We start from the raw sequence: 23,866 nt of genomic DNA on the forward strand, positions 1-23,866 counted from the left end.
GCCGTCCTTGGTGCCGGTCAGCTGCGCGCCGGTCAGCTGGGCGCCGGTGAGCTGGGCGCCGTCCTTGGTGCCGGTCAGCTGCGCGCCGGTCAGCTGCGCGCCGGTGAGCTGGGCGCCGGTGAGCTGGGCCCCGGTGAGCTGCGCGCCGTCCGTTCCGCTCACGGCGTGGGCCGTCGCGGTGCCACCGAGGACGAGGGCGGTGACGAGGCCGGCCTGGGCGAGGACCTTGGTGCAGGACGTGCGGAACATAGGTGCCTCCGGGGCGTGGTGGGGGTCGTACCGGGGTCATCGGCACGCTGTCACGGTCAGTGAACCCCAACGGCACTGCTCGGGCTAACCGTGGAGATCACCTGTGACACACCCTGTCCGGCACCACGCCGAAGTTCACAGGTCGGCGGCGCCGTCCAGCACGTCCGCGCCGTCCACGATCCGGTACGCGTACCCCTGCTCGGCCAGGAACCGCTGGCGGTGCGCCGCGAACTCCTGGTCCAGCGTGTCCCTGGCCACGACGGCGTAGAAGCGCGCTGTCCGCCCATCCGCCTTGGGGCGCAACAGCCTCCCGAGCCGCTGCGCCTCCTCCTGCCTCGACCCGAACGACCCCGAGACCTGGATCGCCACCGACGCCTCGGGCAGGTCGATGGAGAAGTTCGCCACCTTGCTGACCACCAGCGTGGACAGCGCACCCTCTCGGAACGCCTGGAAGAGCCGCTGACGCTCAGCGACCGTCGTCTCACCCTTGATGACCGGTGCGTCGAGCCGTTCCGCCAGCTCGTCCAGCTGGTCGATGTACTGCCCGATCACGAGGACCTGGTCCTGGGTGTGGTGCCGCACGAGGTTCTCGACCACGCGGGTCTTCTCCTCGCTGCTGGCGCACAGGCGGTACCGGTCCTCCGGCTCCGCCGTCGCGTAGACGAGCCGCTCCGCCTCGGGCAGGGTCACCCGCACCTCGACGCAGTCGGCCGGGGCGATCCAGCCCTGGTTCTCGATGTCCTTCCACGGTGCGTCGTACCGCTTGGGGCCGATGAGGGAGAACACCTCGCCCTCGCGACCGTCCTCGCGGACGAGCGTGGCGGTCAGGCCGAGCCGGCGACGGGCCTGCAGGTCCGCGGTCATCCGGAAGATGGGCGCGGGGAGCAGGTGGACCTCGTCGTAGACGATGAGGCCCCAGTCGCGGGCGTCGAGAAGCTCCAGGTGGCTGTAGACGCCCTTCCGCTTCGTCGTCATCACCTGGTAGGTCGCGATGGTGACCGGCCGGATCTCCTTCCGCGCGCCCGAGTACTCGCCGATCTCCTCCTCCGTCAGCGACGTCCGGCGCAGCAGCTCGTCCCGCCACTGGCGGGCGGAGACCGTGTTCGTCACGAGGATCAGCGTCGTGGCGGACGCTCGGGCCATGGACGCCGCGCCGACGATGGTCTTGCCCGCGCCGCACGGGAGGACGACGACGCCGGAACCCCCGTGCCAGAAGCCCTCGACGGCCTCGGACTGGTACGGCCGCAGGGACCAGCCGTCGGTGACCAGGTCGATGGGGTGGGCCTCGCCGTCGACGTAGCCGGCGAGGTCCTCGGCCGGCCAGCCGAGCTTGAGCAGCACCTGCTTGAGGTGCCCCCGCTCGCTGGGGTGGACCACGACGGCGTCCTGGCCGACACGCGCACCGACCAGCGGCGTGACCTTCTTGCTGCGCAGGACCTCCTCGAGCACCGGGACGTCCAGCGCCTGCAGCACCAGGCCGTGCGCGGGGTGCTTGACGAGCTGCAGCCTGCCGTAGCGGGCCATCGTCTCGGCGACGTCGATGAGGAGCGCGTGCGGTACCGGGTACCTCGAGTGCTCCAGCAGGACGTCGACCACCTGCTCGGCGTCGTGACCCGCCGCGCGGGCGTTCCACAGGCCCAGCGGGGTCAGCCGGTAGGTGTGCACGTGCTCGGGTGCGCGCTCCAGCTCGGCGAAGGGGGCGATGGCCCGCCGGCACGCCTCGGACGCCGGGTGGTCGACCTCCAGGAGCAGCGTCTTGTCGCTCTGGACGATCAGCGGTCCGTCGGTCACGTCACTCCTCACGGGCCCGGGGTGGTGTGCGGTCGGACGGGCCCACCGGGTCAACCACGCGACGGGCCGCCGCGTTCCCGACGAGCAGCGCAGCAGACCGGTCGGGAGCGGTCCCGACCCGCGGTCGGGTGCGCCGGACGGCGGCCTAGATGCCGGTGACGAACCCGCTGAGCGACCCGAGGACCGCCAGCACGACGCCGAGGCCGACGCCCACGCCGAGGGCGATCCAGGACCACTTCACGAGGTTCTTCGCCGCCGGCAGGTCGTTCTGCACCTTGCCGATCGCCAGCCCCGCGAGGATGGCACCGGCGATGCCGCTGAAGAACGTCACGAAGGTCAGGCAGCAGAACAGCACCGACACGATGTTGACGACCAGCGAGATGATCGCCTGCGTCTTCGTCGACTGGGCGTCGGGGGACAGCGCGCTCGCGCCGGCTGCGGGGTACCCCCCGGTCGGCGGCGGCTGCTGCGGGTAGCCCGCCTGGCCGTACTGCTGGCCGTACTGGGGATCGGTCTGGCCGTACTGCTGGCCCTGGGTCTGGCCGTAGGGGGTCTGGCCGTAGGGCGCGTCCGGCTGGCCGTACTGCCCGGGCTGGCCGTACTGCTGACCCTGGGCCTGGCCGTAGGGGGTCTGGCCGTACGAGGGGGCGTCCTGCGCGCCCTGCCCGGACGGGGCCTGGCCGTAGGGGCTGTCGGCCTGGCCCGGCGGCTGGCCGTAGGGGGAGGGCTCGGACGCCTGCCCGGAGGGAGCCTGCCCCCAGGCGGGAGGTTGCTCGGTCGTCTGGTCACCGGCCGAGGACGGCTGCCCGTACGGGTAGGCGGCGGTCTCGTCCGCCCCGGAACCGGCCCCGGGCTGCGGGGACGTCGTCCCTGGCTGCTGGTACGAGGGCTGCTGGTAGGACGGCTGCTGGTACGACGGCGTCCACGACCCAGGCGCAGGACCGTCGCCTCGCTCCGCGTCCGCGGTGCCGGCCGGCTCCTCGGCCGCCGCTTCCTCGGCGCGGCTTCCCGCGCCCGTCCCGGCCGCCGGCGAGGCGGAGGCGTCGCCCGACGGGGTGCCCGTCTCGTCGGGGCGGTCGTCCTCGCCGTCGGGGCGCGGCGTTCCGGTCGTGTCGTTCATCGTCCCTCGTCTCGTCAGTTGTGTGACCGTGGTGGCCGTCGATGGCGCGCCGGCTCAGTACCCGTCGTAGCTGGTGGACGACTCGCTGGCGATGAGGAAGCCGAACAGCGCGACGACCGCGATCAGGACGATCACGGACACCACGCCGAACACGACCCACCCCCACCTGGTCAGGCGGCGAGCACGCTCCGGGTCCTGCTTGTAGGACGTCAGAGCCACGATGGACAGGATGAGCGGGACGATGCCCGCCAGGCTGAAGTAGCAGGACAGCGTCGCCAGCCCGGACAGCACGAGCAGCACCACCGTCGAGGCGGGCGTCGGCGGTCCCACCGGGCCGTACTGCCCGTAGGCCGCCGGCGCACCGCCCGCGTAGCCGTACGGACCGGCGGAGGGGGCTGCGTACTGGCCGGCGTACGGGTCGCCGTACCCGCTCCCCGGCTGCGCTCCGTACGGTCCAGCGGGCGGGGCGCCGTACTGACCGCCGTACTGACCGCCCGGCTGCGGCTCGGCAGCGCCGTACCCGCCGGGCTCGCCCGGCTGCGCACCCGACGACGCGTCGTCGCCCTGCGTCCCGCCCCCCGGCGTCGGCTCCTCGGCCCGCCCGTGCTGCTCGTCGCTCATCGTCCCTCGTCGTCTCCAGCCGGTCACCCGGCCCGGTCTCGCGGCCGCGCCGCGCGGTCGAACCTACCGCCTCGGCCCCGGCGCCCGGTCACCGTCCTGCGACCGTGCGACGCCCGTCACCCGGTGCACCGACAGCGTCCGGACCTCACCCAGGCCGTGGTCGAACACGGTGATCCGACCCGCGGAGACGCCCAGCGGTTCCACGAGGCGACGCGAGACCCGGCCGGTGCCGTCGCTGACGCCCACCCACACCCGGCGCCGCTCCGAGGCGGCCGCCCGCAGCTCGGCCAGCGAGACCGCGGGGTCCATCGAGGGGAGAGCGGGCGCGTCCCCCGCGACGTCCACCGGCCTCGCGCGCTCGGCGTGGTCGCCGCGCCGCAGCCCTTCCACCACGGCCACCGCGACCCGGTCGGTGACGCTCGGCACGTAGCCGACCGGTCGCGGCGGGTCGCGCGGCGGTGTGCGGTGCCGGTCGGGCCGGGCCAGGACGAGCGTGCCGTCGGCGCCCTCCGCGGCGGGGGCCAGCCCGATCGCGCGCAGCGTCTCGAGCACCGTCGTGGGATCCGCCTGGGCGGCCAGCACGGTGGGCGCCAGCCGGCGCAGCCGCAGCACCGCGGTCCGCCGGTCGGCCAGCACCTCGCCGAGGACCGCCTCGTCGTCCGAGCGGAGGTAGGCACCCGCGGCGCCCACGCGGACGCGCCCGTGGCGGCGGGCGACGTCGCCGACCAGGTACTCCAGCGGTTGGGGGACCGGGGTCCGCGAGTGCTCCCGCAGGAAGGCCAGGACCTCCTGCGCGTCCCGCCCGGCGTCCAGGGCGCGACGCAGCGACCTGTCCGAGAACCGGTACACGGTCGCGCCGCCCCTGGAGTCGACGTCCGCCGCCAGCGCCAGCTCCGCGGCGACCTCCGGGGCGAGCGGCCCCGGCGCGACCGCGGTCAGGTCGGCCTGCAGCAGGACCTCCCGGACGGGCGCCGGCAGCAGCGCGTCCAGCACCCCGGCGGGGTCACCGTCGGCGTCCGCGAGCGCCCGACCCGGACCGGACAGCGCCCCCAGCGCCGTCACCCCCAGCCACGCCGCGTCCGCGAGGACGGCGTCCACCAGGGACGGGGAGGTCGCCGCCGGGCCGCGAGGACGACGCCACCGCAGCTGCACGGCGAGGTCCTCCACCCGGACGGCGCACCCGGGGTCGGCCTCCGCCAGCACCGCGACCACCGCGTGCCGGACGGCGACCACGGAGGGCCGCTCGACGGCGTCCCCGAGGGCCGCGCGCACGCCGTCGCGCGAGTCGCGGGTGCCGACCAGGGCCGGGACGCGCGACGACGTCCACCACGCGCGCGCGAGCGCCGCCCACTGGGTCGCGGTCGTCCCCGCCCACCACAGGTCGTAGGCGGGCGTCGGCAGCCACACGGGGTCGGCCTCGGCGTCCTGCGCCCACAGCCCCGCCACGTACCCGAGCTCGACGACGCGCGCGGCGGTGGCCTCGTCGACGTCGAGCGTGCTCGCGGCGCGGCGCAGCTCGCGGACGCCCAGGCCGCCACCGCGCAGGACCGGCGGCGGGGTCCGCCCCCACGTCTCGGCGAGCTCGTGCACCAGCCGGACGACGTCGGCCGCCGCACCCGCGGCCGCACCGTCGACGCGCTCGGGGCGCGCGACCGGCGCGGCGGTCACCCGCGGCGGCCGCCCCGACCACTCGCGGAGCACGACCCCGCCGCGCAGCGCGCGCCCGACCTCGCGGGGGACGGCGACGCGCTCGGCGTCGAGCGGGACGAGCAGGGCGCGCGCCAGCAGCCAGTCGACCGGTCCGGTGGCGTCGGTCGCTCGCGCGCTGCGCTGGGCGTCCTGCACGGTGCCGACCGGGCCGTCCCACGTCAGCCGCTCGAGCAGCCGGCGTGCGGCCTCGGGGGCGTCGGCCAGCAGCCCCTCGACCACGCCGGGCGCCGCGAGGTGCGCGGCGACGGTCGCGGCGTCCGTCACCGGGTCGCCGGAGGTGGGCAGGGAGAGGTCCTCGCACCAGCCGGCCACGCGGGCCGGGGACAGGGCGAGTGCCGCGTCCGGCAGCGTCGGCCCCAGGCCCGCGGGGTAGGGGCCGAGCACGTCGGAGACCGTCCGCACGAGCCGCAGCGCCCGGTCCGGCCCCCAGACGAGTGCCCGCTCCCGGGCGGCCTGCAGCTGCGCGGTGACGGGCCCGCCGCAGGCGCGGGCCAGCTCCGTCCGGGCGACCGGCGACGGCAGGGCGGCGAGCACCTCGAGCACCTGCCACGTGGGCAGGTCGAGGTGGTCGAGGGCACGCTGCACCGACGCCCGGGTGCTCGCGCGTGCCGCCAGCGAGGTGGTGTCGGAGGGCACCGGCTGCGCGAGGTCCGGCCGGTGGTGCAGCAGCGCCACGAGCGCCTCGTCCGACCTGGCCCGCAGGTCGTCGGCGAGGCTGCGCGGGGCGCTGCGACGGGTGGGCATCCGCTCCACGGTACGCGAGCGCGGGCGGTCAGGACGGCGCGGCAGCGGCGGCATCCCGTCGGGCCACCGGGCGCGCCGGGGACGCGAGGGGGAGGACCGCCGTCCACGCCACCAGGGCGAACGTCATGGCCTTCTCGGTGTAGCCGACCGGCCCGCCGCCGCCGAGCAGGGCGACGAGCCAGGCGGTGTGGGGGAGCGCGACGGCCAGCGCCGCCCACGCCGCGCGTCGCGACCAGCGCGGCAGGCCGTGGTCCAGCGCGCCGAGGAGGACGGCGACGTGCAGGGCCGTGAAGGCGGCGACCGCGGCGGCGGTGTGCCCGCTCGCGACCCAGCCGCCGTCGTCCGACGGGCCGGGTAGCCGCAGAGCACCGGCCGCGAGGGTCGCCGAGCCCGCGACGGCCAGCACCACACCCAGCCGGTGCGCGCCGCGCCGGGCGGCGAGCACGGCGTTCGCCACCTGCCCGAGTCCCTGCGCGGCGAACCCGGCGAGCGCAGGCCCGGCGACGGGGGACCCGAGCGCCGCCAGCGCGCTGATCGTGTCCTCGAGCGGGTCGTGGCCGGCGTCCACCGCGCCGAGCGCGAGCCACGACACGAGGAAGAGGACCTGCCCCCCGACGGCGACGACGACGAGGGGGCGGTCGGGCACCTGCCCCACCGTGCCAGACGGTGGGTGACCGGGCAGTGCCGACGTGGCCGGGTAGCGTCTCGCCTCGTGCGCGTCGGTCTGGTCGTCCTGCCCCAGCAGCGGTGGTCCGAGGCGGCGGCGCGGTGGCGCGCCGTCGAGGACCTCGGCTTCGACCACGCGTGGACGTACGACCACCTCGCCTGGCGGGACCTGGCCGACGAGCCGTGGTTCGCGACCGTGCCGACCCTCGTCGCCGCCGCGACGGTGACCTCCAGGGTGCGGCTCGGGACCTGGGTGGCGTCGCCGAACTTCCGCCACCCGGTGCCCTTCGCGAAGGAGCTGCTCAGCCTGGACGACGTGTCCGGCGGCCGCGCCGTCCTGGGCGTCGGCGCGGGCGGCACCGGGTGGGACGCCGAGGTGCTCGGCGACCAGGAGCTGACGCCGCGGCAGCGCGTCGACCGCTTCGCGGAGTTCGTCGACCTGCTCGACCGGCTGCTCACCGAGCCCGACGTGACCTGGGACGGCGCCTGGTACCGCGCGGTGCGGGCGCGCAACCACCCCGGCTGCGTGCAGCGTCCGCGGCTGCCGTTCGTCGTGGCCGCCGGTGGCCCGCGGGCGATGCGTGTCGCCGCGCGCCACGGGCAGGGGTGGGCGACCACCGGCCCGTACGAGGGGACCGGCGAGACCTGGTGGGACGGCGTCGCGCGCCAGGTGGACCAGTGGCGCTCCGCGCTCGACGCGTCGGGGCGCCCGGACGCCGGCGAGGTCCCGACGTACCTCAGCGTGGACGCCGGCGGGTACAGCCTGGAGTCGGCGGACCGGTTCGAGGACGTGCTCGGCCGGGCGCGGACCCTGGGGTTCACCGACGTCGTCGCGCACTGGCCGCGGTCGTCCGGCGTGTACGCGGGCGACGAGCGGGTCGTCGAGCAGGTCGCGGCGCGGCTGCCGCGCTGGCGGTCCGCCTGACCTGGGCGCCGACCTGACCGCCTGACGCCGTCCACCGCGGTGGGGTGACCGTCCGTCGACCGACGACTACGGACCGACTACCGGCCGCGGCGCGTTGGGGCCAGGATGGCCGGACGACGTCCGTGGCCGGTCCGGCCGTGGCGTCGCACGGTGACGCCGACGCGTACAGGGGTGCTTCGATGCTGACCAAGCCCACCGGGTCCTACACGAGCGGGACCTCGACCGAGCCGCTGCTGGGGCGGACCATCGGCGAGGACCTCGAGCGCACGGTCGCCCGGTTCGGCGACCGCGAGGCGCTCGTGGACTGCGCGACCCGGCGCCGGTGGACGTACTCCGAGCTGGACGTCGAGGTCGACGAGCTCGCGCTCGGGCTGATGGCCGCCGGTGTGCAGAAGGGCGACCGGGTCGGGATCTGGGCGCCGAACTGCGCGGAGTGGGTGCTCGTGCAGTACGCCACGGCGAAGGTCGGGGCCGTGCTGGTCAACGTGAACCCGGCCTACCGGGCGCACGAGCTGGCGTTCGTCGTCCGGCAGTCGGGGATGCGGATGCTCTTCAGCGCGGTGTCCCACCGCAGCAGCGACTACCGGGCGATGGTCGAGCAGGTCCGGCCCGAGTGCCCTGACCTGAGCGAGGTCGTGTGGATCGGTGAGGACTCGTGGGCGGACCTCGTCCGCCGCGGTGGGTCCAGCGACCACCACGCGCTCGACGAGCGGATGGCGACCCTGTCGTTCGACGACCCGATCAACATCCAGTACACGTCCGGGACCACGGGCTTCCCCAAGGGCGCGACGCTGTCGCACCACAACATCCTCAACAACGGGTACTTCGTCGGCGAGCTCGTCCACTACACCGAGCAGGACCGGGTGTGCCTGCCCGTGCCCTTCTACCACTGCTTCGGGATGGTGATGGGCAACCTCGCGTGCACCTCGCACGGGGCGTGCATCGTGATCCCGGCGCCGGCGTTCGACCCGGCGGCGACGCTGCGGGCGGTGTCGGAGGAGCGGTGCACGTCGCTGTACGGCGTCCCCACGATGTTCATCGCCGAGCTGGGCCTGGACGACCTCGGGTCGTACGACCTGTCGACGCTGCGGACGGGCATCATGGCCGGGTCGCCGTGCCCGGTCGAGGTGATGAAGCGGGTCGTGTCGGAGATGAACATGGCCGAGGTGGCGATCTGCTACGGGATGACGGAGACGTCACCGGTGTCGACGATGACCCGCCCGGACGACGACCTGGCCCGGCGGACGGAGACGGTCGGGCGGACGATGCCGCACCTGGAGTCGAAGGTCGTCGACCCCGCGACCGGGCTGGTCGTGCCGCGCGGGGTGTCGGGGGAGCTGTGCACCCGGGGGTACTCGGTGATGCTCGGCTACTGGCAGGAGCCGCAGAAGACCGCCGAGGCCGTCGACGCGGCGGGGTGGATGCACACCGGCGACCTGGCGGTGATGGACGACGCGGGGTACGTGACCATCTCCGGCCGGATCAAGGACATGGTGATCCGCGGCGGGGAGAACGTGTACCCGCGCGAGGTGGAGGAGTTCCTCTACACCCACCCGGACGTCGCCGACGTCCAGGTCGTCGGGGTGCCGGACGAGCGGTACGGCGAGGAGCTGATGGCCTGGGTGGTGCTGCGGCCCGGTGCCGAGCCGTTGACCGCCGAGGCGGTGCGGGAGTTCTGCTCCGGGCGGCTCGCGCACTACAAGGTCCCCCGGTACGTGCACTGCGTCGATGGGTTCCCGATGACGGTGACCGGCAAGGTCCGCAAGGTCGAGATGCGCGAGCAGGCCATCGAGATCCTCGGCCTGCAGGCCGCGGCGGCCGTCCGGCACGCCTGACACGTGGGGAGGGCCGGCCGGCCCGCTGCGGAGGCCGCCGGACGCCGGAGGGCCCCGCCGGGATCGTCCCGGCGGGGCCCTCCTGGTGACTGCTCAGGTCAGTCGATCGTCACCACCGTGGTGGTCTGGGCGCCGGAGTACCGGACGACCCCCAGGTACGGGGTGCCCTCCTCCAGGCCGTCCCAGGAGACGGTGACCTCGGTCGAGCGGCCCTGACGGCCCTTGAGCGGGTCCGGGCTCACCGTGGCGTTCCCGGCGTCCGCGCCCGGCACCGCGAAGGTGCGCAGCGTGAACTCCGCGTCCGTGGCACCGGACTCGGCCGAGTACCCGTGCACGAACACGTAGTAGTTGCCGGGTGCCGGGTCGACCAGGTCGATCCGCTCGCTCGCGCCGGAGGTCGCGCCCGCGCCCTGGCTGGGCACGAAGCCGGTGAACTCCGGGTTGACCAGGTACAGGTCGAGGTCCTCGGCGCGGTCACCGGCCACGAGGTCCACGCGGGCCATCGAGGTGCCCTCGGGGACGTTGAACCGGTAGACCTTGGTGTTCTCGTTGCCGGTCGGCGTGATGGCCGCCGGGCCGATGCCCACCGTGTCGCTGTTCGACTCGCCGGCGACGAGACCGTCGACCGACAGGTCGATGGTGTCGTTGGTGCCCGGGGTGACCCGGTAGGACAGCGAGCCGTCAGCCGCGGACGCGGAGACCTCGGACGGTGCCGAGACCGACACCGGCTTGACCACGATGGGGCTGCGGACCGTCGTGCGGCCACCGTTCCAGGTGAGGTGCCCCTGCGCGTACTCGCCCAGGGTGGCGTCGTCCCGCGAGATGCGGATCTGGAACGTCTTGCTCTGGCCGGGCTGGGTGAAGTTCAGCACCGACGGCACGACCCGGACGTTCATCCCGGGCACGTCGACCTTCGCCCGGTACAGGCCCGGGGTGACGGCGGTGACGGTGCGGGTGATCGTCTGCGTGCCGGCCAGCGAACCGACCGCCACGGACGGCTGGTTCAGGTCGGACGGGTCGATGCCCTCCAGGTCCGGGATCCCCAGGTCGAAGCCCTGGCCCTGGAGGAACGCCAGCCACTCGTCCGGGCCGGACTCGTAGACCAGGCCGGGGTTGAGGAAGCGGGTCGGGTCGACGTGGCCTGCACCCTGGTTGAACAGGTTGGTGTCGGTCGAGCCGTCGGCGTTCTTCAGGTCGTACGCCGTGGTCATCATGGCCGACTTGACGGCCATCGGGGACCACTCCGGCTTCTCGCCCAGGATCAGCGCGGCGAGGCCGGCGACGTGCGGGGAGCTCATCGACGTGCCGGAGAGCAGGTTGAAGTCCCTGCCGCCGTTCGGCCCCGGGGCCACGGCGGCCAGCACGCTGACGCCGGGGGCGGAGATGTCCGGCTTCAGCAGGTCACCGCTGTTCGCCAGGGCCGGGCCGCGCGAGGAGAAGCCGGCGACGACCGGGGTGGCCGTGGGGGCCTGACCGGTCTGGTCACCGGGCAGCAGCGCCGCGGTGGCGTCCTCGCCGGTGCCCGTGACGTACTCCTTGATCGCCGCACCGGCGACCTCGTCGACGTGCACCGTGGGCACCGAGTGGAAGTCGGCGTCCAGGCTGCCGGGGGTGACGTTCGCCAGGATCGTGCCGACGCCACCGGCGCGGGCGACCTCGGCGGACTTGTCGACCCGGGCGTACACGCCGCGGTCGCAGACGACGACCTTGCCGGTCGCCGCGGCCGGGTCCAGCGTGTTCGCCGCGCACAGCGCCACCTCGGCGGGCGGGGCGCCCTCGAGGCCGACCTGCGAGGCCAGCACGACCGGGGTCTGCTCCGGCAGGCCCGTGTCGCTGATGGACGCACCGCGGTAGCGGTCGCCGTTGCCGAGCTCGACGGTGCCCTCGTAGTTGACGTGCGTCGACGCGGCGACGGTCGTCAGCCACGGGCTGTTGTGCGCCACCGTGGACGCACCCGGGCCGCTGTTGCCGGCGGAGGCGGCGACGAAGACGCCCGCGGAGGCCGCGGACAGGAAGGCCAGCTCGACCGGGTCGTAGGCCGTGGTGGTCGACCCGGAGATCGAGTAGTTCAGGACGTCGACGCCGTCCAGGACGGCCTGGTCGATCGCGCGGATCGAGTCGGAGGTGTAGCAGCCGCCCGTGTCCGGGTCGTCGTCCTCCCAGCAGACCTTGTAGACGGCGAGCTTGGCAGCCGGGGCCATGCCCGAGCCCTCACCGAAGCTGCGGCCGTCGACGCTCATCGGCACACCGGCGTTGCCGACGGCGGTGCCGGCGGTGTGGGTGCCGTGGCCGTCGCTGTCGCGGGCCGAGATGACCTCGAACTCGCCCCGGTTCTCCTCCGGCACGGCAGCCAGGAAGCCGTCGGCGAAGTAGCGCGCGGAGACCATCTTGCTGTTGCAGAGGTCGGCGCTGAACTCCTCGCCCTCCTCGCACTCGCCCATGAAGACGTCGCCGTCCGCCTTGAGCATCGCGATCTGGTCGCCGTCGCGGTACGGCCGGCCGACCGCGTCGGGGTCGCCGCTGTCGTCGGTGACGGGGTCACCGGCGAACGACGGGTTCTCCGGGGTGATGCCGGAGTCGATGATGCCGACGACGACACCCTCGCCGGCGGCGTCGACGCCACCGACCTTCTCCCACACCCCGCCGCGGCCGGTGAGGCCGAGGAAGTCCGGGGAGGTCACGGTGTCGAGCTGCCGGGCCTCGTCCGGGACGACCGCGAGGACGCCCTTCTGCGTGGACAGCTTGGCCGCCTGCGCGGGGGACAGCTCCGCGGAGAAGCCGTTGACGACGGTGGTGTACGAGTACCCCACCTCGGCGTCGACCAGCTCGGCGACCTCCTGCTGCTCCTCCTGCAGGAACTCCTGGTACTTGCGCACCTCGGGTGCGTCGCCGTCGAGCTGCTCACCCTTCTCCGGCTTGGTCGCGGCCAGGCCGCGCACCTCGCCCTCGTAGGTGGCGGCGGGCTTCTGCGCCATGACGACGACGTAGCTGCCGGCGGTGAAGTCGGACGGTGGGGGCGTCCCGGGGTCGTTCGCGAAGGCCGAGCCCGCTGTTCCCAGCGTGGCGGCCAGCATGCCGGCTCCGGTGACAACCGCCAGGGCGCCGCGGTACGGGCCCGGTCGGCTGGATCTCGACACGGATGTGCCTCCTCGGGTGGACGAGATGGGTGCGCCTGGGGCGGGTGTGCCCCGGTGGGGTTGCGCGATCCCCGGGTGATCCCACCTGAGTCAGGGCGGACCGTCAAGGGTCGGGTGCGCAGCCGAGACCCAGCCGTGACCAGTCGCCGACGCCCCCAGCCGCCGCGGGCCGCCCGCGTGTCGGGTGCGACCGCGGCCGCGCTGGTCCGATCGGGTGATGCGGCGAACCGGTCCCTACGCTGGGTCGGTGAGCACCCACCCGGTCGTCGGCTTCGACCTCGACATGACGCTGGTGGACACGCGTGCGCGGATCACCACGGCGCTGCGGGCGACGCTCGCGGAGGTGGGCGTGCAGGTGTCCGAGGCGGACGTGTGGCCGTGGATCGGCCCGCCCCTGCTGGACACCCTCGCCGCGCTGGCGCCCGACCACGCACCCGACCCGCTCGTGCGCCGGTACCGGGCGCTGCACGACGCCCCCGACGCGCCCGACGTGCCGGCGCTGCCCGGGGCGGCGCAGGCGCTGGCTGCGGTGCGCGGGTGCGGCGGCCGCACCGTCGTGGTCAGCGCCAAGGTCACCCACGCGGTCGAGGCGGTGCTCGCCGACGCCGGTCTCGCGCCGCTCGTCGACCGGGCCGCCGGCGGGCTGTTCGCCGAGCAGAAGGCCGCCGTGCTGCTGGAGGAGGGCGCCCGCGTCTACGTCGGCGACCACCCCGGCGACGTGCGCGCCGCGAGGGCCGCCGGGGCGCTCGCCGTCGCCGTGGCCACGGGGCCGCACGCTCGCGGCGAGCTCGAGGCCGCGGGACCGGACGTCGTCCTGGACGGCCTGGAGGACTTCGGGCCGTGGTTCGACGCCTACGTGCTCGACCTGCGTCTGGACGCGCTGCGCGCGCGCCTGGAGACGCTCGGGTCGGTGCTGGTGGCCTTCTCCGGCGGCGCGGACTCCGCGCTCCTGCTCGCGGAGGCCGCCCGCGTCCTCGGCCCCGACCGGGTGGTCGCCGCGACCGCCGTGTCGCACTCGCTGGCGTCCGGCGAGCTGGACGGCGCCCGGGCGCTCGCGGACCGGCTGGGCGTACGGCTGGTGACGCCGACGACCCGCGAGATCGACCGGGAGGGCTACCGGCGCAACGAGGGCGACCGGTGCTTCTTCTGCAAGGCCGAGCTGCTGGACACGCTGCGCCCGCTGGCGGACGAGCTGGGGCTCGCGCACGTGGCGACCGGTACGAACGCCGACGACGCGGTGGCAGGGTTCCGCCCCGGCATCCGCGCGGCGGCAGAGCGCGGAGCCGTCACGCCGCTGCTCGACGCGGGCCTGACCAAGGCGCAGGTGCGGCGGGCGTCGCGGGACGCCGGCCTGCCGACGTGGGACAAGCCCGCCGCGGCGTGCCTGTCGAGCCGGGTGGCGTACGGCGTCGCGATCACGCCGTCCCGGCTGGCGCGCGTGGACCGCGCGGAGCAGGCGCTGCGCGAGGCCCTGGACGCCGCGGGCCTGGTCTCGCCGGACGTGCGGGTGCGCGACCTAGGCGGGGACCGTGCCCGGGTCGAGGTCGACCCGGCCGTCGTGGACCGGGTCGCGGCGGCGGCCGGGGTGCTCGACGCGGTGCGCGCCGCGGGGTTCGCCGACGTCGAGGTGGACCCGCGCGGCTTCCGCTCCGGTTCCATGAACGAGCTGCTGGCGGCGCCGGACCGCTACCGCTGACGGCGCCCGGGTCGGGCCGCCGGCCACCGGCCGGTATCGGAGGCGACCTCGTCGCCGACCGGCAGTAGCCTGGCTGCGGCAACACCCCTGCAGGGCGCGAGCGCGCCCCCCACGACTGACGAGGTTCGATCAACGTGCCCACTGGCAAGGTCAAGTGGTTCGACGCCGAGCGGGGCTTCGGCTTCCTGGCGACCGACGAAGGCGACGAGGTGTTCCTGCACGCCTCCGCCCTGCCGGCTGGCACCACCGTCAAGCCGGGTGCGCGGGTCGAGTTCGGCGTCGCGGACGGCCGCAAGGGCAAGCAGGCCCTGTCGGTCCGCCTGCTGGAGAAGCCGCCGTCCGTGGCCGCCGCCCACCGCAAGCCGCCGGAGGAGATGACCGCGATCGTCGAGGACCTGATCCGGCTGCTGGACGCCACGTCCAACACGTTGCGGCGTGGCCGGTACCCGGACCGCGCCCACGGTCGCAAGCTCGCCACCGTGCTGCGCGCCGTCGCCGACGACCTGGAGGCCTGAGCCGGATGCCCACGGCTCCCAGCGACCCCTCCGGCCAGGCCCCCGACCCCGAGGTGCCCGTCGTCGAGGTCGGTCCCGCAGCCGACGCCGCAGCCGACGCCTCGGCCGACGCCTCGACCCACGCCTCGGCCGACGTCTCCATGGACCCGTCGACCGGTCAGGCGCACGCCACCGCGTCCGCCGGACCCGTGCCGCAGGACGCCGACGAGGCCCCGCGGACCAGGGCCCGGCGCGTGCGCGCGGCGACCCTGGACGCCGTGTGCGCCAAGGCCGTCGACCTCGCCCGGGACGCCGCCGCCGAGGTCGCCGAGCCCGGCACGGTGGGCGACCACCTCGGCGCGCGCGCGGTCGGCGACCGCCTCGTCGAGCACGCGTTCGCCTGCACGGCCAAGGGCTACCGCGGGTGGCGCTGGGTCGTCGTCGTCGCCCGGGCACCGCGCGCCCGCGTGGCGACCGTGTGCGAGGCGTCCCTCGTCGCGGGCGAGGAGTCCGTGCTCGCGCCGCAGTGGCTGCCGTGGTCCCAGCGGCTGCGTCCCGGCGACGTCGGCCCGGGTGACGTGCTGCCGCGGGTCGACCCCGACCCCCGGCTCGAGCACGGCTTCGAGGCGACCGGTGACGAGGACGTCGACCGGGTGGCCCTGTGGGAGCTCGGTCTGGGCCGGCACCGCGTCCTGTCCCGCGAGGGCCGGGAGGACGCCGCGGGTCGCTGGTACGCCGGTGACACCGGCCCGCAGTCCGAGACGGGGCGGTCGGCCACCGCGCCGTGCTCGTCGTGCGGCTTCCTCACGCCGCTGGACGGCGCGTTGCGCCGGGCCTTCGGCGTCTGCTCGAACGAGTGGTCCCCGGCGGACGGTCGCGTGGTCGCCCTGGACTTCGGCTGCGGGGCGCACAGCGAGACCGACGTCGACGCCGGGCCCGAGCCCCTGGCCGAGCCCGTGCTGGACGAGCTGGGGTACGACACGGTCGTCCGGTGACCGCCGACCCGTTCGAGACCGCCCGCGTCGTCGAGCGGGTCCTCGCCGGGTGGGCACAGGCGCCGGAGCGGTTCCGTGAGGACGCCAACGCCGAGGAGGACGTCGTCCTCGCCCACCGGGACCGGGTCGTCGTCGAGCTCGCCCAGAACGCCGCGGACGCGGCCGCGCGCGCGGGAGCCGCAGGGCGGGTGCTGCTGCGGCTCGTGGACGCCACCGCCGGCGCACCGCACGGCACGCTGGTCGCGGCCAACACCGGCGCCGGCCTCGACGCCGCGGGGGTCCTGGCCCTGGCCACGCTGCGGTCGTCGGCCAAGCGGGCGGGCGACGCCGCGCACGCCGGTGCGGTCGGCCGGTTCGGCGTCGGCTTCGCGGCGGTGCTCGCGGTGACGGACTCCCCGAGCGTGCTGACCCGGACCGGCGGGGTGCGGTTCGACCGGAGCGAGACCCGGTCGCTGGTGGAGCGGGCCGCCCGCCGCAGCCCGGGTCTGCGCGAGGAGGTCGAGCGCCGGCAGGGGCACGTGCCGGCGCTGCGCCTGCCCTTCCCGGCGGAGGGGGCGGCACCGGACGGCTACGACTCGGCGGTGCTGCTGCCGCTGCGGGACGGTGCCGCCCGCGACCTCGCCGAGCACCTGCTCGCCCAGGTCGACGACGGGCTCCTGCTCGGGCTGGCGGCTCTCGACGAGGTGGTGGTCGAGGCCCCCGGCGCGCCGGTGCGACGGCTCGCGGACGCCGGGCGGCGCTGGCGGTCGCTGACCCGGACCGGCACCCACACCACGCACGCGCTCGCCGACCGTCCGACGGAGGAGCGCCAGCGTCCCGGCTGGTCGCTCACCTGGGCGCTGCCGCGCGACGCCCTGGTCGACCCGCCCCAGCCGGCCGGCGGCGCCGACGCCCCACCCGGCGTCGTCCACGCGCCGACGCCCACCGACGAGCCGCTGCCGTGGAGGTCGATGCTCGTCGCGTCGTTCCCGCTGGACCCGACGCGACGTCACGTCGCCCGGGGCGCGGCCACCGACGAGCTGGTCGCCGCCGCGGCCGAGGCGTACGCCGACCTGCTGGCGGGGCTGGTGGCCGAGGGGGCGGACGTCGTGGCGCTCGTGCCCACGGGCCTGGCGGCGGGCTGGCTGGACGCCGAGCTGCGGGAGGCCGCGTTGCGCCGGCTCCGGCACGCCCCCGTCCTCGTCGCCGTCGAGGACGGCGCGCCGCTGCGCCCGGGTGAGGCGGTCGCCCTGGAACCGGGGTCCTGGGCCGGCGACCGCGACGTCCTGGCGGCCCTGGCCCCGACGGTCGCCGGCCTGGTGGCGGCGCCGCGTGCGGCCGAGCCCGCCCTGGCCGGTCTCGGCGTCCGCCGGCTGGAGCTGGCCGAGCTGGCGGAGCGGCTGCCGGCGCAGCCCGACGCCGCCTCCTGGTCGGGCCTGTACCGCGCGCTGCTGCCGCTCACCGCGGACCCCCGGGCGCGTGAGGCGCTGTCGGTCCTGCCCTGCCCGCTGGCGGACGGCCGGGTGGTGCGCGGAGCCCGCGGCGCGGCGCTCGTCCCGGACCGGCTCCAGGCGGTCGCCCGGGGCCTGACGCGCCACGGGCTGCGGGTCGTGGCCCCCGACGTCGCCGCCGACCCGCCGTCAGCGACGCTGCTGGAGCGGCTCGGCGCGGTCCCCGCGGGCCCGGCCGACCTCCTCGACGCCCCCGGGCTCCGCGACGCCGTGGGGGACTGGGACCCGGAGGGGCCCGACGGCTCCGCCGGCGTCGAGGCCGACGAGCTGCGGGACGTCGTGCTGGCCCTCGTCGTCGCCGCCGTCGAGGACGGCACCGGCCCTGCGGCCGACGGCGGGACCGGCGGCTGGCCGGCCTGGCTGACGGGCCTGCCGGTCCGCGACACCGACGGCGACCTCGTGCCCGCGGGCTGGCTGGTGCGCTCCGCGACGACCGCGGCCGACCTCCTCGACCCGGACGCCGTGGGCCTGCTCGACGAGGACCTGCGCCGACGGTGGCCCGAGCGGGTGTGGGACGCCGTCGGCGTCGCCTCGTCGCTGACGGCCCGCCGGTGGACCGACGTCGACCTGCTCGACCTGCCCGACGACCTCGCCGACGTCGAGGGGGTCGCGGCGTGGGCGTCGGCCCACGGCCCGGGCACCGTGCCCGAGCTGGCCGTCGTCCCCGACCTCGACCTCGTCCGGGTCGGTCGGCTGCCCGACGCCGTGACCCTGCTGGCCGCCGACCCTCTCACCCGTGCCGCGCTCGTCGGGGACGTCACGGTCGTCGGCCCCGACCGGTCGGCGCGGCGCGTCCCCGGACCCACCGCGCGGTGGCTGCGCTCCGAGCTCGGGCTCGCGGGTCGTCGCCACCCCCGACCGCCCGCGGACGGCCGCGACGACCCGCTCGACGCCCTGCCGCCCGCCCCGGAGTGGGTCGCGCAGCTGGACGACGCGGTGCTCGCGGCGCTCGGCGTCGCCCGCACCTGGCAGGACCTCGACGCCGACGGCTGGTCCCTCGTCCTGACCGCGGGGGCGGAGCCGCCGTCGGTCGCCGGGCTGCTGGCGGGTTGGGCGGCGCTCGCCGCCGCCGACCTCGACGACCGGTTGCGCCCGGCCGGCGAGGTGTGGGCCCTCGCCCCGACGGCCACCCCGGTCGGCGGTGATCCCGACGCCGGGCCGGGTGGGGGCGTCGACCGGGCGGCGCACGCGGCCGTCGACGTCGTCCGCTGCGACGCCGCCCGGGTGCGCGTGCCGGACGACGCCCGGTGGTGGCAGCGTCCCGACCTCGGTCCGTTCGCGGTCGCGCCCCACGGTGCGGCCGTCGCGCTGGCCGACGTCCTGGATGTCGACCTGGCCTCGGAGGTCGCCGAGGGCGTGGTGGACGGCGGCGACGGCGCGGTCGAGGCCGTGCCGCGGGCCGTGCACGACGTCCTGGCCGGGACGCCGCGGTCGTGGCGCCGCCGGGCCCGGTTGGCCGTCGACGGTCACCCCGTCCGGTGGTGGGTCGAGGGCGAGGGGCCCGACGCCGTCGTGCACGCCACCGACCCCGCGGCCGCCGCGTGGGGTCTGAGCCACGCCGCGGGCGCTCCGTGGCGCCGGCACCTCGTGCAGGCGGCGCTGACGGACGAGCCGACCCTGAGGGGGTTGCTGGTGGAGGACGCGCTGACGGGGTCACCGCGGGAGGGACCGGTCGCGGGCCCTGAGCGGTCCGGCCGCTGAGGTGGGCGCCGGTCAGTCCGGTGCGGGTCCGGTCCGGCGGCGGACCTCGCGCCGGTGCAGGTAGGCCAGACCGGCGAGGCCGAGCAGGACCCCGGCCAGGCAGCACCACAGCCACCAGCCGCGACCGTCGGCGCGCAGGTCGTCGAGGCGGACGAGCGCGACCGCGCCGAGGACCAGCCACACGCCGATGCCGACGAGCACGGCCTTGCGGTCGTCGGTGCGCAGGGGCTCGGGGTCGGGACGGCGCTCGGCCGGGTGGAGCAGGATCCGCACGACCCCAGCCTAGGGTCTGGCAGGATGCGGGCGCCGCGACGGCGCGGCGAACCGCACCGCCACCTCGCGGGTGCCGAACCGGGCCTGCCCCGGGTCGCCGGGCGCCGGGCGGGGGGCGGCCCACCAGCCACCGCGAGGTACGCATGAGCACGGCCACCGAGACCCGGACCAGCGGGCTCGACCGCTTCTTCAAGATCACCGAACGTGGGTCGACCGTCGGCCGGGAGGTGCGCGGCGGGCTCGCGACCTTCTTCACGATGGCCTACATCGTCGTCCTCAACCCGATCATCATCGGCACCCAGCCGGATGGGACCGGCGGCTTCCTCGGCGGGGGCGACGGGCCGAACCTGGCGATGGTCGCCGCCGCGACGGCCCTGGTCGCCGGGGTCATGACCGTCCTCATGGGCGTCGTCGCCAACTACCCGCTGGCGCTGGCCACCGGCCTCGGCCTCAACGCGTTCGTCGCGTTCGGCATCGCCCAGCTGCCGGAGATGACCTGGGCCGACGCGATGGGCCTGGTGGTCCTCGAGGGCCTGATCATCCTGGTCCTGGTGCTCACCGGCTTCCGCCAGGCGGTGTTCCGGGCGGTCCCGGTGCAGCTGAAGACGGCGATCAGCGTCGGCATCGGGCTGTTCATCACGATCATCGGCCTGGTCGACGCCGGGTTCGTCCGCAAGGCGGCCGGGGGACCGGCGCTCGAGCTGGGGGTCGGCGGGTTCCTGTCCGGCTGGCCGACGCTCGTCTTCGTCCTGGGCCTGCTGACGATCATCACCCTGTACGTGCGGAAGGTCCGCGGCGCCATCCTCATCGGGATCATCGGCGCCACCGTGCTGGCCATCGTCATCGAGGCGGTCGCGCAGATCGGTCCGCGCGAGTTCGACGAGGACGGCCGGGTCGTCAACCCGACGGCGTGGGGGCTCAGCGTCCCCGAGCTGCCGAGCACCTGGGTCGACGTCCCGGACTTCGGCCTCCTCGGGCAGTTCAGCCTGCTGGGGTCCTTCGGGAAGATCGGTGTCGTCAGCGTCGTCCTGCTCGTCTTCACGCTGATGCTGGCCGACTTCTTCGACACGATGGGCACGATGGTGGCGATCGGCGCCGAGGGGAACCTCCTCGACGAGGACGGCACCCCGCCGAACGCCACCCGCATCCTCGTCGTGGACTCGGTGGCCGCGGCGGCCGGCGGCGCCGCGAGCGTGTCGAGCAACACCAGCTACATCGAGTCCGCGACCGGCGTCGGGGAGGGTGCCCGCACCGGCCTGGCGTCCGTCGTCACCGGCATCGCCTTCCTGCTCGCGACGTTCCTGTCGCCGCTCGTGGCCGTCGTCCCCTACGAGGCCGCCACGCCGGCGCTCGTGGTCGTGGGCTTCCTGATGATGCAGCAGGTCAAGGGCATCGACTGGGACGACCTGGACATCGCCATCCCCGCGTTCCTGACGATCGTGCTGATGCCGTTCACGTACTCCATCGCCGCCGGGATCGGCGCCGGCTTCGTGACCTACGTCGTCATCAAGGTGGTGCGCGGGCGCCCCGGCCAGGTGCACCCGCTGCTGTGGCTGACGTCGGCCCTGTTCGTCCTGTACTTCGCGATCGACCCCGTGAAGGACGCGCTCGGCGTCGCCTGAGCCGGGCGACGCCCGCACGCACGAGGGGCCGCACCCGGACGGGTGCGGCCCCTCGTGCGCGTCCGGGACGCGCCGGTCAGGAGGCGGGCGAGACGTACCAGCCCTGGACGTCGGCGATGAGGTCCGTGGTCGCGGTGTCGTTGTAGAACGTCACCCGGCCGTAGGCGTCGACCTTGGCGGTGACCGCGTTGGCGACGTTCTGCCCGCGGTAGTGGTTCAGGTTCGACGACTTGGCGCAGGTGCTCGTGGGCGTGCCGCCCGGGCAGACCGACACGTAGGAGTCGCCGGTCGGCCGCGCCGAGGTCACGTTGAGGGTGACCGCGGTGGCGCCCGCCGGGACGTCGGGCAGCGTCAGGGTGTGGGTCCCGCGGGTCCCGACCCGCTGGAACGCCAGCACCCGCTCCGGGGCCACCGGCTGGTAGACGGCCCCCGGCCCCTCGACGTACCAGCCCTGGACGTCGGCGATGAGCTGGGTGGTGCCGAGGCTGTTGTAGAAGGTGACGGTGTTGCCGGCGCCCAGCTTCGCCAGCACCAGCCCGGGGGTGTTGCGCGCCCGGTAGGGGTTGAGGTTCGAGGACCTCGCGCACTGGCCGATCGCGGTGCCCCCGGGGCACACGGAGACGAACGTGTCGCTCGTGGGGCTGGCGGCGGTGACGTTCAGCGCCACCGCGGTTGCCCCGGCCGGCGCGCCGGTCAGGGTCAGCGTGTGGGTGGCCCCTGCGCCCACGGGCTGGAAGGCCATCACCCGGTGGGGTGCCACCGCCTCGTAGCGGGCGCCGGCGTCCGCCGTCCCCGTGTCGGGGACGAACCACCCCTGGACGTCGGCGATCAGGTCGACCCGGCCGTGGGCGTTGACGAAGGTGACCGTGTTGCCGGTGCCCAGCTTGGCGACGACGAGGTTGGGGGTGTTCCGGCCCCGGTACGGGTTGACGTTCGACGAGGCCACGCACGCGGACAGCGCCGTGCCCCCCGGGCAGACGGACACCCACGTGTCGGCCGTGGGGTTGGCCGCGGTGACGTTGAGGGCGACGGCGGTGGCGCCCGCGGGCGCCCCGGTCAGCGTCAGCGTGTGCGACGCCCCGCCGTCGAGCGGCTGGAAGGACATCGCCCGGTACGGGGTGACGGGCTGGTAGGCGGCTCCGGCCACCACCGGCTCCTCGGTCTCCGGGGCCGGGGGCGTCGCCTCACCGACCTGGATCCGCACCCGCGCGCCGTACTGGTCGACGGACTCCGTGGTCACGACGACCCCGCCGGTGTGGCTGGTGAACGACGTGCCGGCGCGCACCGGGCGGTCGACGTCCGTCGACGAGCCGGTCGGGGTGGCGTCCATCAGGCGGGTGGTCCTGCCGACGAGCCGCATCACGCGGACCCCGTGGTGGACCGCGTTGACGCCGGAGTGCCCGTCGCGTCCCCACGCGGTGCGGACCTCGACGTAGTACTCGTCGCCCGGGTCGTCGCTGAGCGGGTCGTCCACCACGACCCCGCGCAGTCCGGTGCCCGACGAGACCGGGTTGAGGTCGACGGTGTGCGTGCCCTCGCCGAGGGCGGCGAAACCGTCCGCGGCGGGCAGGAAGCCGGCGCGGATCTGCGCCGGGCTGCTGAGGGTGCCGGCGAAGGAGCGGTTGCTGGACGCCATGACGTCCATCGGGTAGTCGCCGTACTCCTTGGTGGCGCAGGACGTCGAACCGGTCGGTCCGTCCTGGACGCTGCCGCAGGTGGTGCTGTTCGCGTGCCCGAACCCGAGGTTGTGCCCGAGCTCGTGGGCCAGCACGGGCCAGGCCGTGTCCGAGACGTAGCTGAGCCCGCCGTAGTTGACGTCGGCCCCGACGCTGCCCAGGCCGTAGCCGCAGCCGGCCGAGGACGGCAGGACGAGGACGAGGTGGTTGTTGCTGCCGGACCCGTACCCGGGGTAGCCGGTCCGGGTCGCGGCCTCCTGCCACATGTCCTGGGGGCTGGAGCAGGTGTAGGCGGACACGTACGGGGCGCTGACCGTGTCGGTGGTGAAGGTGACGCCGGCGCCGGTGACGTCCGACCAGTAGGACGAGGCCCCGTCCACCTGGGCCTCGACGACGGCCTGGGTGATCGTGCTGTCGAGGGACGTGCCGCGCGGCGTGGTACGGGCGACCCACACGCGGTGCGCGCCGGGGCTGTACGAGCCGGCGGTGGCCTCGGCGACGACCTCCGCCGAGCCCACCTCCAGCGGTTGCGCGCCGTCGGCGGAGTCGGCCGCGGCCAGGGCGAGGGGCGAGTCGGCGGGGGCCGCGTCCCGGGTGGCGGCGTCCACGTCGTGCGCGGACAGCCCGTCGCGACCGGCGCGGGCCGCGGCGAGGACGTCGTCGGGGACCGTGACCTCGAGGCGGACGCGGGCAGCGTCGGGGACGTCGGCGAGGGCGTCGCCGTCGACGGGCACGTGGCTGCCGTCGGGCGTGCGCAGGAGCGTCGACTCGGTGTACCCGCCGTGCTGGTGCTCGTCGTGCTGGTCGTGCACGGCGTCGCCGCTGCGGTCCGTCGCGTCGCCGCCCTGGCCGAGCAGCCGGACGAGCTCACCGGTCAGCTCGACGGTGGGCCCGGCCGGCGAGGCCGAGGCGGCCGGGGCGGTGCCCTCGCCGTGGGGGGCGCTCTGGGCCACCCCGGGGGTCTGCACGAGCACGCCGGTGGCGAGGGAGAGGGCCCCCGCGACGGCCAGGGGGCGCCAGGTCCACGACGGCACGCGGTCCTCCAAGGATGTGGTGGGTGGGCGGTTGTCCGCCCACCACGACCTCGGCACGACGGGCCGCGGGCTTGACCTCCGGCGGGT

The 23,866-nt window shown here is 75.5% G+C and carries 16 protein-coding genes; 7 read left to right on the forward strand and 9 right to left on the reverse strand.

Going from position 1 to position 23,866, the window contains the following annotated elements; all coding sequences use genetic code 11:
• The 6 genes from ACYVQV_RS14105 to ACYVQV_RS14130 form a co-directional block, all read right to left on the reverse strand.
• Positions 1–249: pentapeptide repeat-containing protein (locus ACYVQV_RS14105; RefSeq protein ID WP_461023943.1), on the reverse strand; the 249-nt coding region annotated here is incomplete at its 3' end.
• A 135-nt stretch (positions 250–384) separates the two neighbouring features.
• Complete coding sequence (locus ACYVQV_RS14110) at positions 385–2,040, reverse strand: DNA repair helicase XPB (RefSeq protein WP_461023944.1); 1,656 nt, start codon at positions 2,038–2,040, stop codon at positions 385–387.
• Between the two features lie 145 nt (positions 2,041–2,185).
• Positions 2,186–3,160: a hypothetical protein gene (locus ACYVQV_RS14115; RefSeq protein ID WP_461023945.1), complete on the reverse strand. Its 975-nt coding sequence runs from the start codon at positions 3,158–3,160 to the stop codon at positions 2,186–2,188.
• 54 nt (positions 3,161–3,214) lie between these two features.
• On the reverse strand, positions 3,215–3,781 hold the full coding sequence (locus ACYVQV_RS14120; RefSeq protein WP_461023946.1) for a hypothetical protein: 567 nt from the start codon (positions 3,779–3,781) through the stop codon (positions 3,215–3,217).
• 63 nt (positions 3,782–3,844) lie between these two features.
• The gene (locus tag ACYVQV_RS14125; RefSeq protein ID WP_461023947.1) at positions 3,845–6,235 is read right to left on the reverse strand and encodes a helicase-associated domain-containing protein; all 2,391 of its coding nucleotides are present in this window, start codon (positions 6,233–6,235) and stop codon (positions 3,845–3,847) included.
• Between the two features lie 28 nt (positions 6,236–6,263).
• Complete coding sequence (locus tag ACYVQV_RS14130; RefSeq protein WP_461023948.1) at positions 6,264–6,881, reverse strand: DUF998 domain-containing protein; 618 nt, start codon at positions 6,879–6,881, stop codon at positions 6,264–6,266.
• A 66-nt stretch (positions 6,882–6,947) separates the two neighbouring features.
• Between ACYVQV_RS14130 and ACYVQV_RS14135 the strand changes: the two genes are divergently transcribed.
• Both ACYVQV_RS14135 and ACYVQV_RS14140 read left to right on the forward strand, forming a co-directional pair.
• Positions 6,948–7,826, forward strand: coding sequence for an LLM class flavin-dependent oxidoreductase (locus ACYVQV_RS14135; RefSeq protein ID WP_461023949.1), 879 nt, complete (start codon positions 6,948–6,950; stop codon positions 7,824–7,826).
• 179 nt (positions 7,827–8,005) lie between these two features.
• Positions 8,006–9,661, forward strand: a complete 1,656-nt coding sequence (locus ACYVQV_RS14140; protein ID WP_461023950.1) for an AMP-binding protein — start codon at positions 8,006–8,008, stop codon at positions 9,659–9,661.
• A 98-nt stretch (positions 9,662–9,759) separates the two neighbouring features.
• Here ACYVQV_RS14140 and ACYVQV_RS14145 read toward each other — a convergent pair whose 3' ends face one another.
• Positions 9,760–12,798 (reverse strand): S8 family serine peptidase, encoded by a 3,039-nt coding sequence (locus ACYVQV_RS14145; RefSeq protein WP_461023951.1) that lies wholly within the window; start codon positions 12,796–12,798, stop codon positions 9,760–9,762.
• A gap of 247 nt (positions 12,799–13,045) precedes the next feature.
• Here ACYVQV_RS14145 and larE point away from each other — a divergent pair, with 247 nt between their 5' ends.
• The 4 genes from larE to ACYVQV_RS14165 all read left to right on the forward strand — a co-directional run bounded on the left by larE (position 13,046) and on the right by ACYVQV_RS14165 (position 19,174).
• Complete coding sequence (gene larE / locus ACYVQV_RS14150) at positions 13,046–14,494, forward strand: ATP-dependent sacrificial sulfur transferase LarE (protein WP_461023952.1); 1,449 nt, start codon at positions 13,046–13,048, stop codon at positions 14,492–14,494.
• A gap of 134 nt (positions 14,495–14,628) precedes the next feature.
• Positions 14,629–15,009, forward strand: a complete 381-nt coding sequence (locus ACYVQV_RS14155) for a cold-shock protein (RefSeq protein ID WP_461023953.1) — start codon at positions 14,629–14,631, stop codon at positions 15,007–15,009.
• A gap of 5 nt (positions 15,010–15,014) precedes the next feature.
• A complete protein-coding gene (locus ACYVQV_RS14160; RefSeq protein ID WP_461023954.1) occupies positions 15,015–15,983 on the forward strand; it encodes a DUF3027 domain-containing protein in 969 nt (322 codons plus the stop codon).
• Positions 15,980–19,174 (forward strand): sacsin N-terminal ATP-binding-like domain-containing protein, encoded by a 3,195-nt coding sequence (locus ACYVQV_RS14165; RefSeq protein ID WP_461023955.1) that lies wholly within the window; start codon positions 15,980–15,982, stop codon positions 19,172–19,174. The genes ACYVQV_RS14160 and ACYVQV_RS14165 overlap by 4 nt, the downstream gene beginning before the upstream one ends.
• Before the next feature lie 12 nt (positions 19,175–19,186).
• Here ACYVQV_RS14165 and ACYVQV_RS14170 read toward each other — a convergent pair whose 3' ends face one another.
• Complete coding sequence (locus ACYVQV_RS14170; protein WP_461023956.1) at positions 19,187–19,447, reverse strand: DUF2530 domain-containing protein; 261 nt, start codon at positions 19,445–19,447, stop codon at positions 19,187–19,189.
• 143 nt (positions 19,448–19,590) lie between these two features.
• Between ACYVQV_RS14170 and ACYVQV_RS14175 the strand changes: the two genes are divergently transcribed.
• A complete protein-coding gene (locus ACYVQV_RS14175) occupies positions 19,591–21,069 on the forward strand; it encodes an NCS2 family permease (protein WP_461023957.1) in 1,479 nt (492 codons plus the stop codon).
• 76 nt (positions 21,070–21,145) lie between these two features.
• Here ACYVQV_RS14175 and ACYVQV_RS14180 read toward each other — a convergent pair whose 3' ends face one another.
• Entirely contained in the window at positions 21,146–23,779 is a 2,634-nt protein-coding gene (locus ACYVQV_RS14180) for a M12 family metallo-peptidase (RefSeq protein ID WP_461023958.1), read from the reverse strand.
• Positions 23,780–23,866 lie beyond the last annotated feature (87 nt).

The organism is Thalassiella azotivora, from assembly GCF_054781695.1.

What these genes read in the sequence shown, in the direction of transcription:
- ACYVQV_RS14115 (WP_461023945.1), bottom strand. Translation starts at nt 3,160, where the DNA reads ATGAACGACACGACCGGAACGCCGCGCCCCGACGGCGAGGACGACCGC.
- ACYVQV_RS14120 (WP_461023946.1), bottom strand. Translation starts at nt 3,781, where the DNA reads ATGAGCGACGAGCAGCACGGGCGGGCCGAGGAGCCGACGCCGGGGGGC.
- ACYVQV_RS14125 (WP_461023947.1), bottom strand. Translation starts at nt 6,235, where the DNA reads ATGCCCACCCGTCGCAGCGCCCCGCGCAGCCTCGCCGACGACCTGCGG.
- ACYVQV_RS14140 (WP_461023950.1), top strand. Translation starts at nt 8,006, where the DNA reads ATGCTGACCAAGCCCACCGGGTCCTACACGAGCGGGACCTCGACCGAG.
- ACYVQV_RS14160 (WP_461023954.1), top strand. Translation starts at nt 15,015, where the DNA reads ATGCCCACGGCTCCCAGCGACCCCTCCGGCCAGGCCCCCGACCCCGAG.
- ACYVQV_RS14175 (WP_461023957.1), top strand. Translation starts at nt 19,591, where the DNA reads ATGAGCACGGCCACCGAGACCCGGACCAGCGGGCTCGACCGCTTCTTC.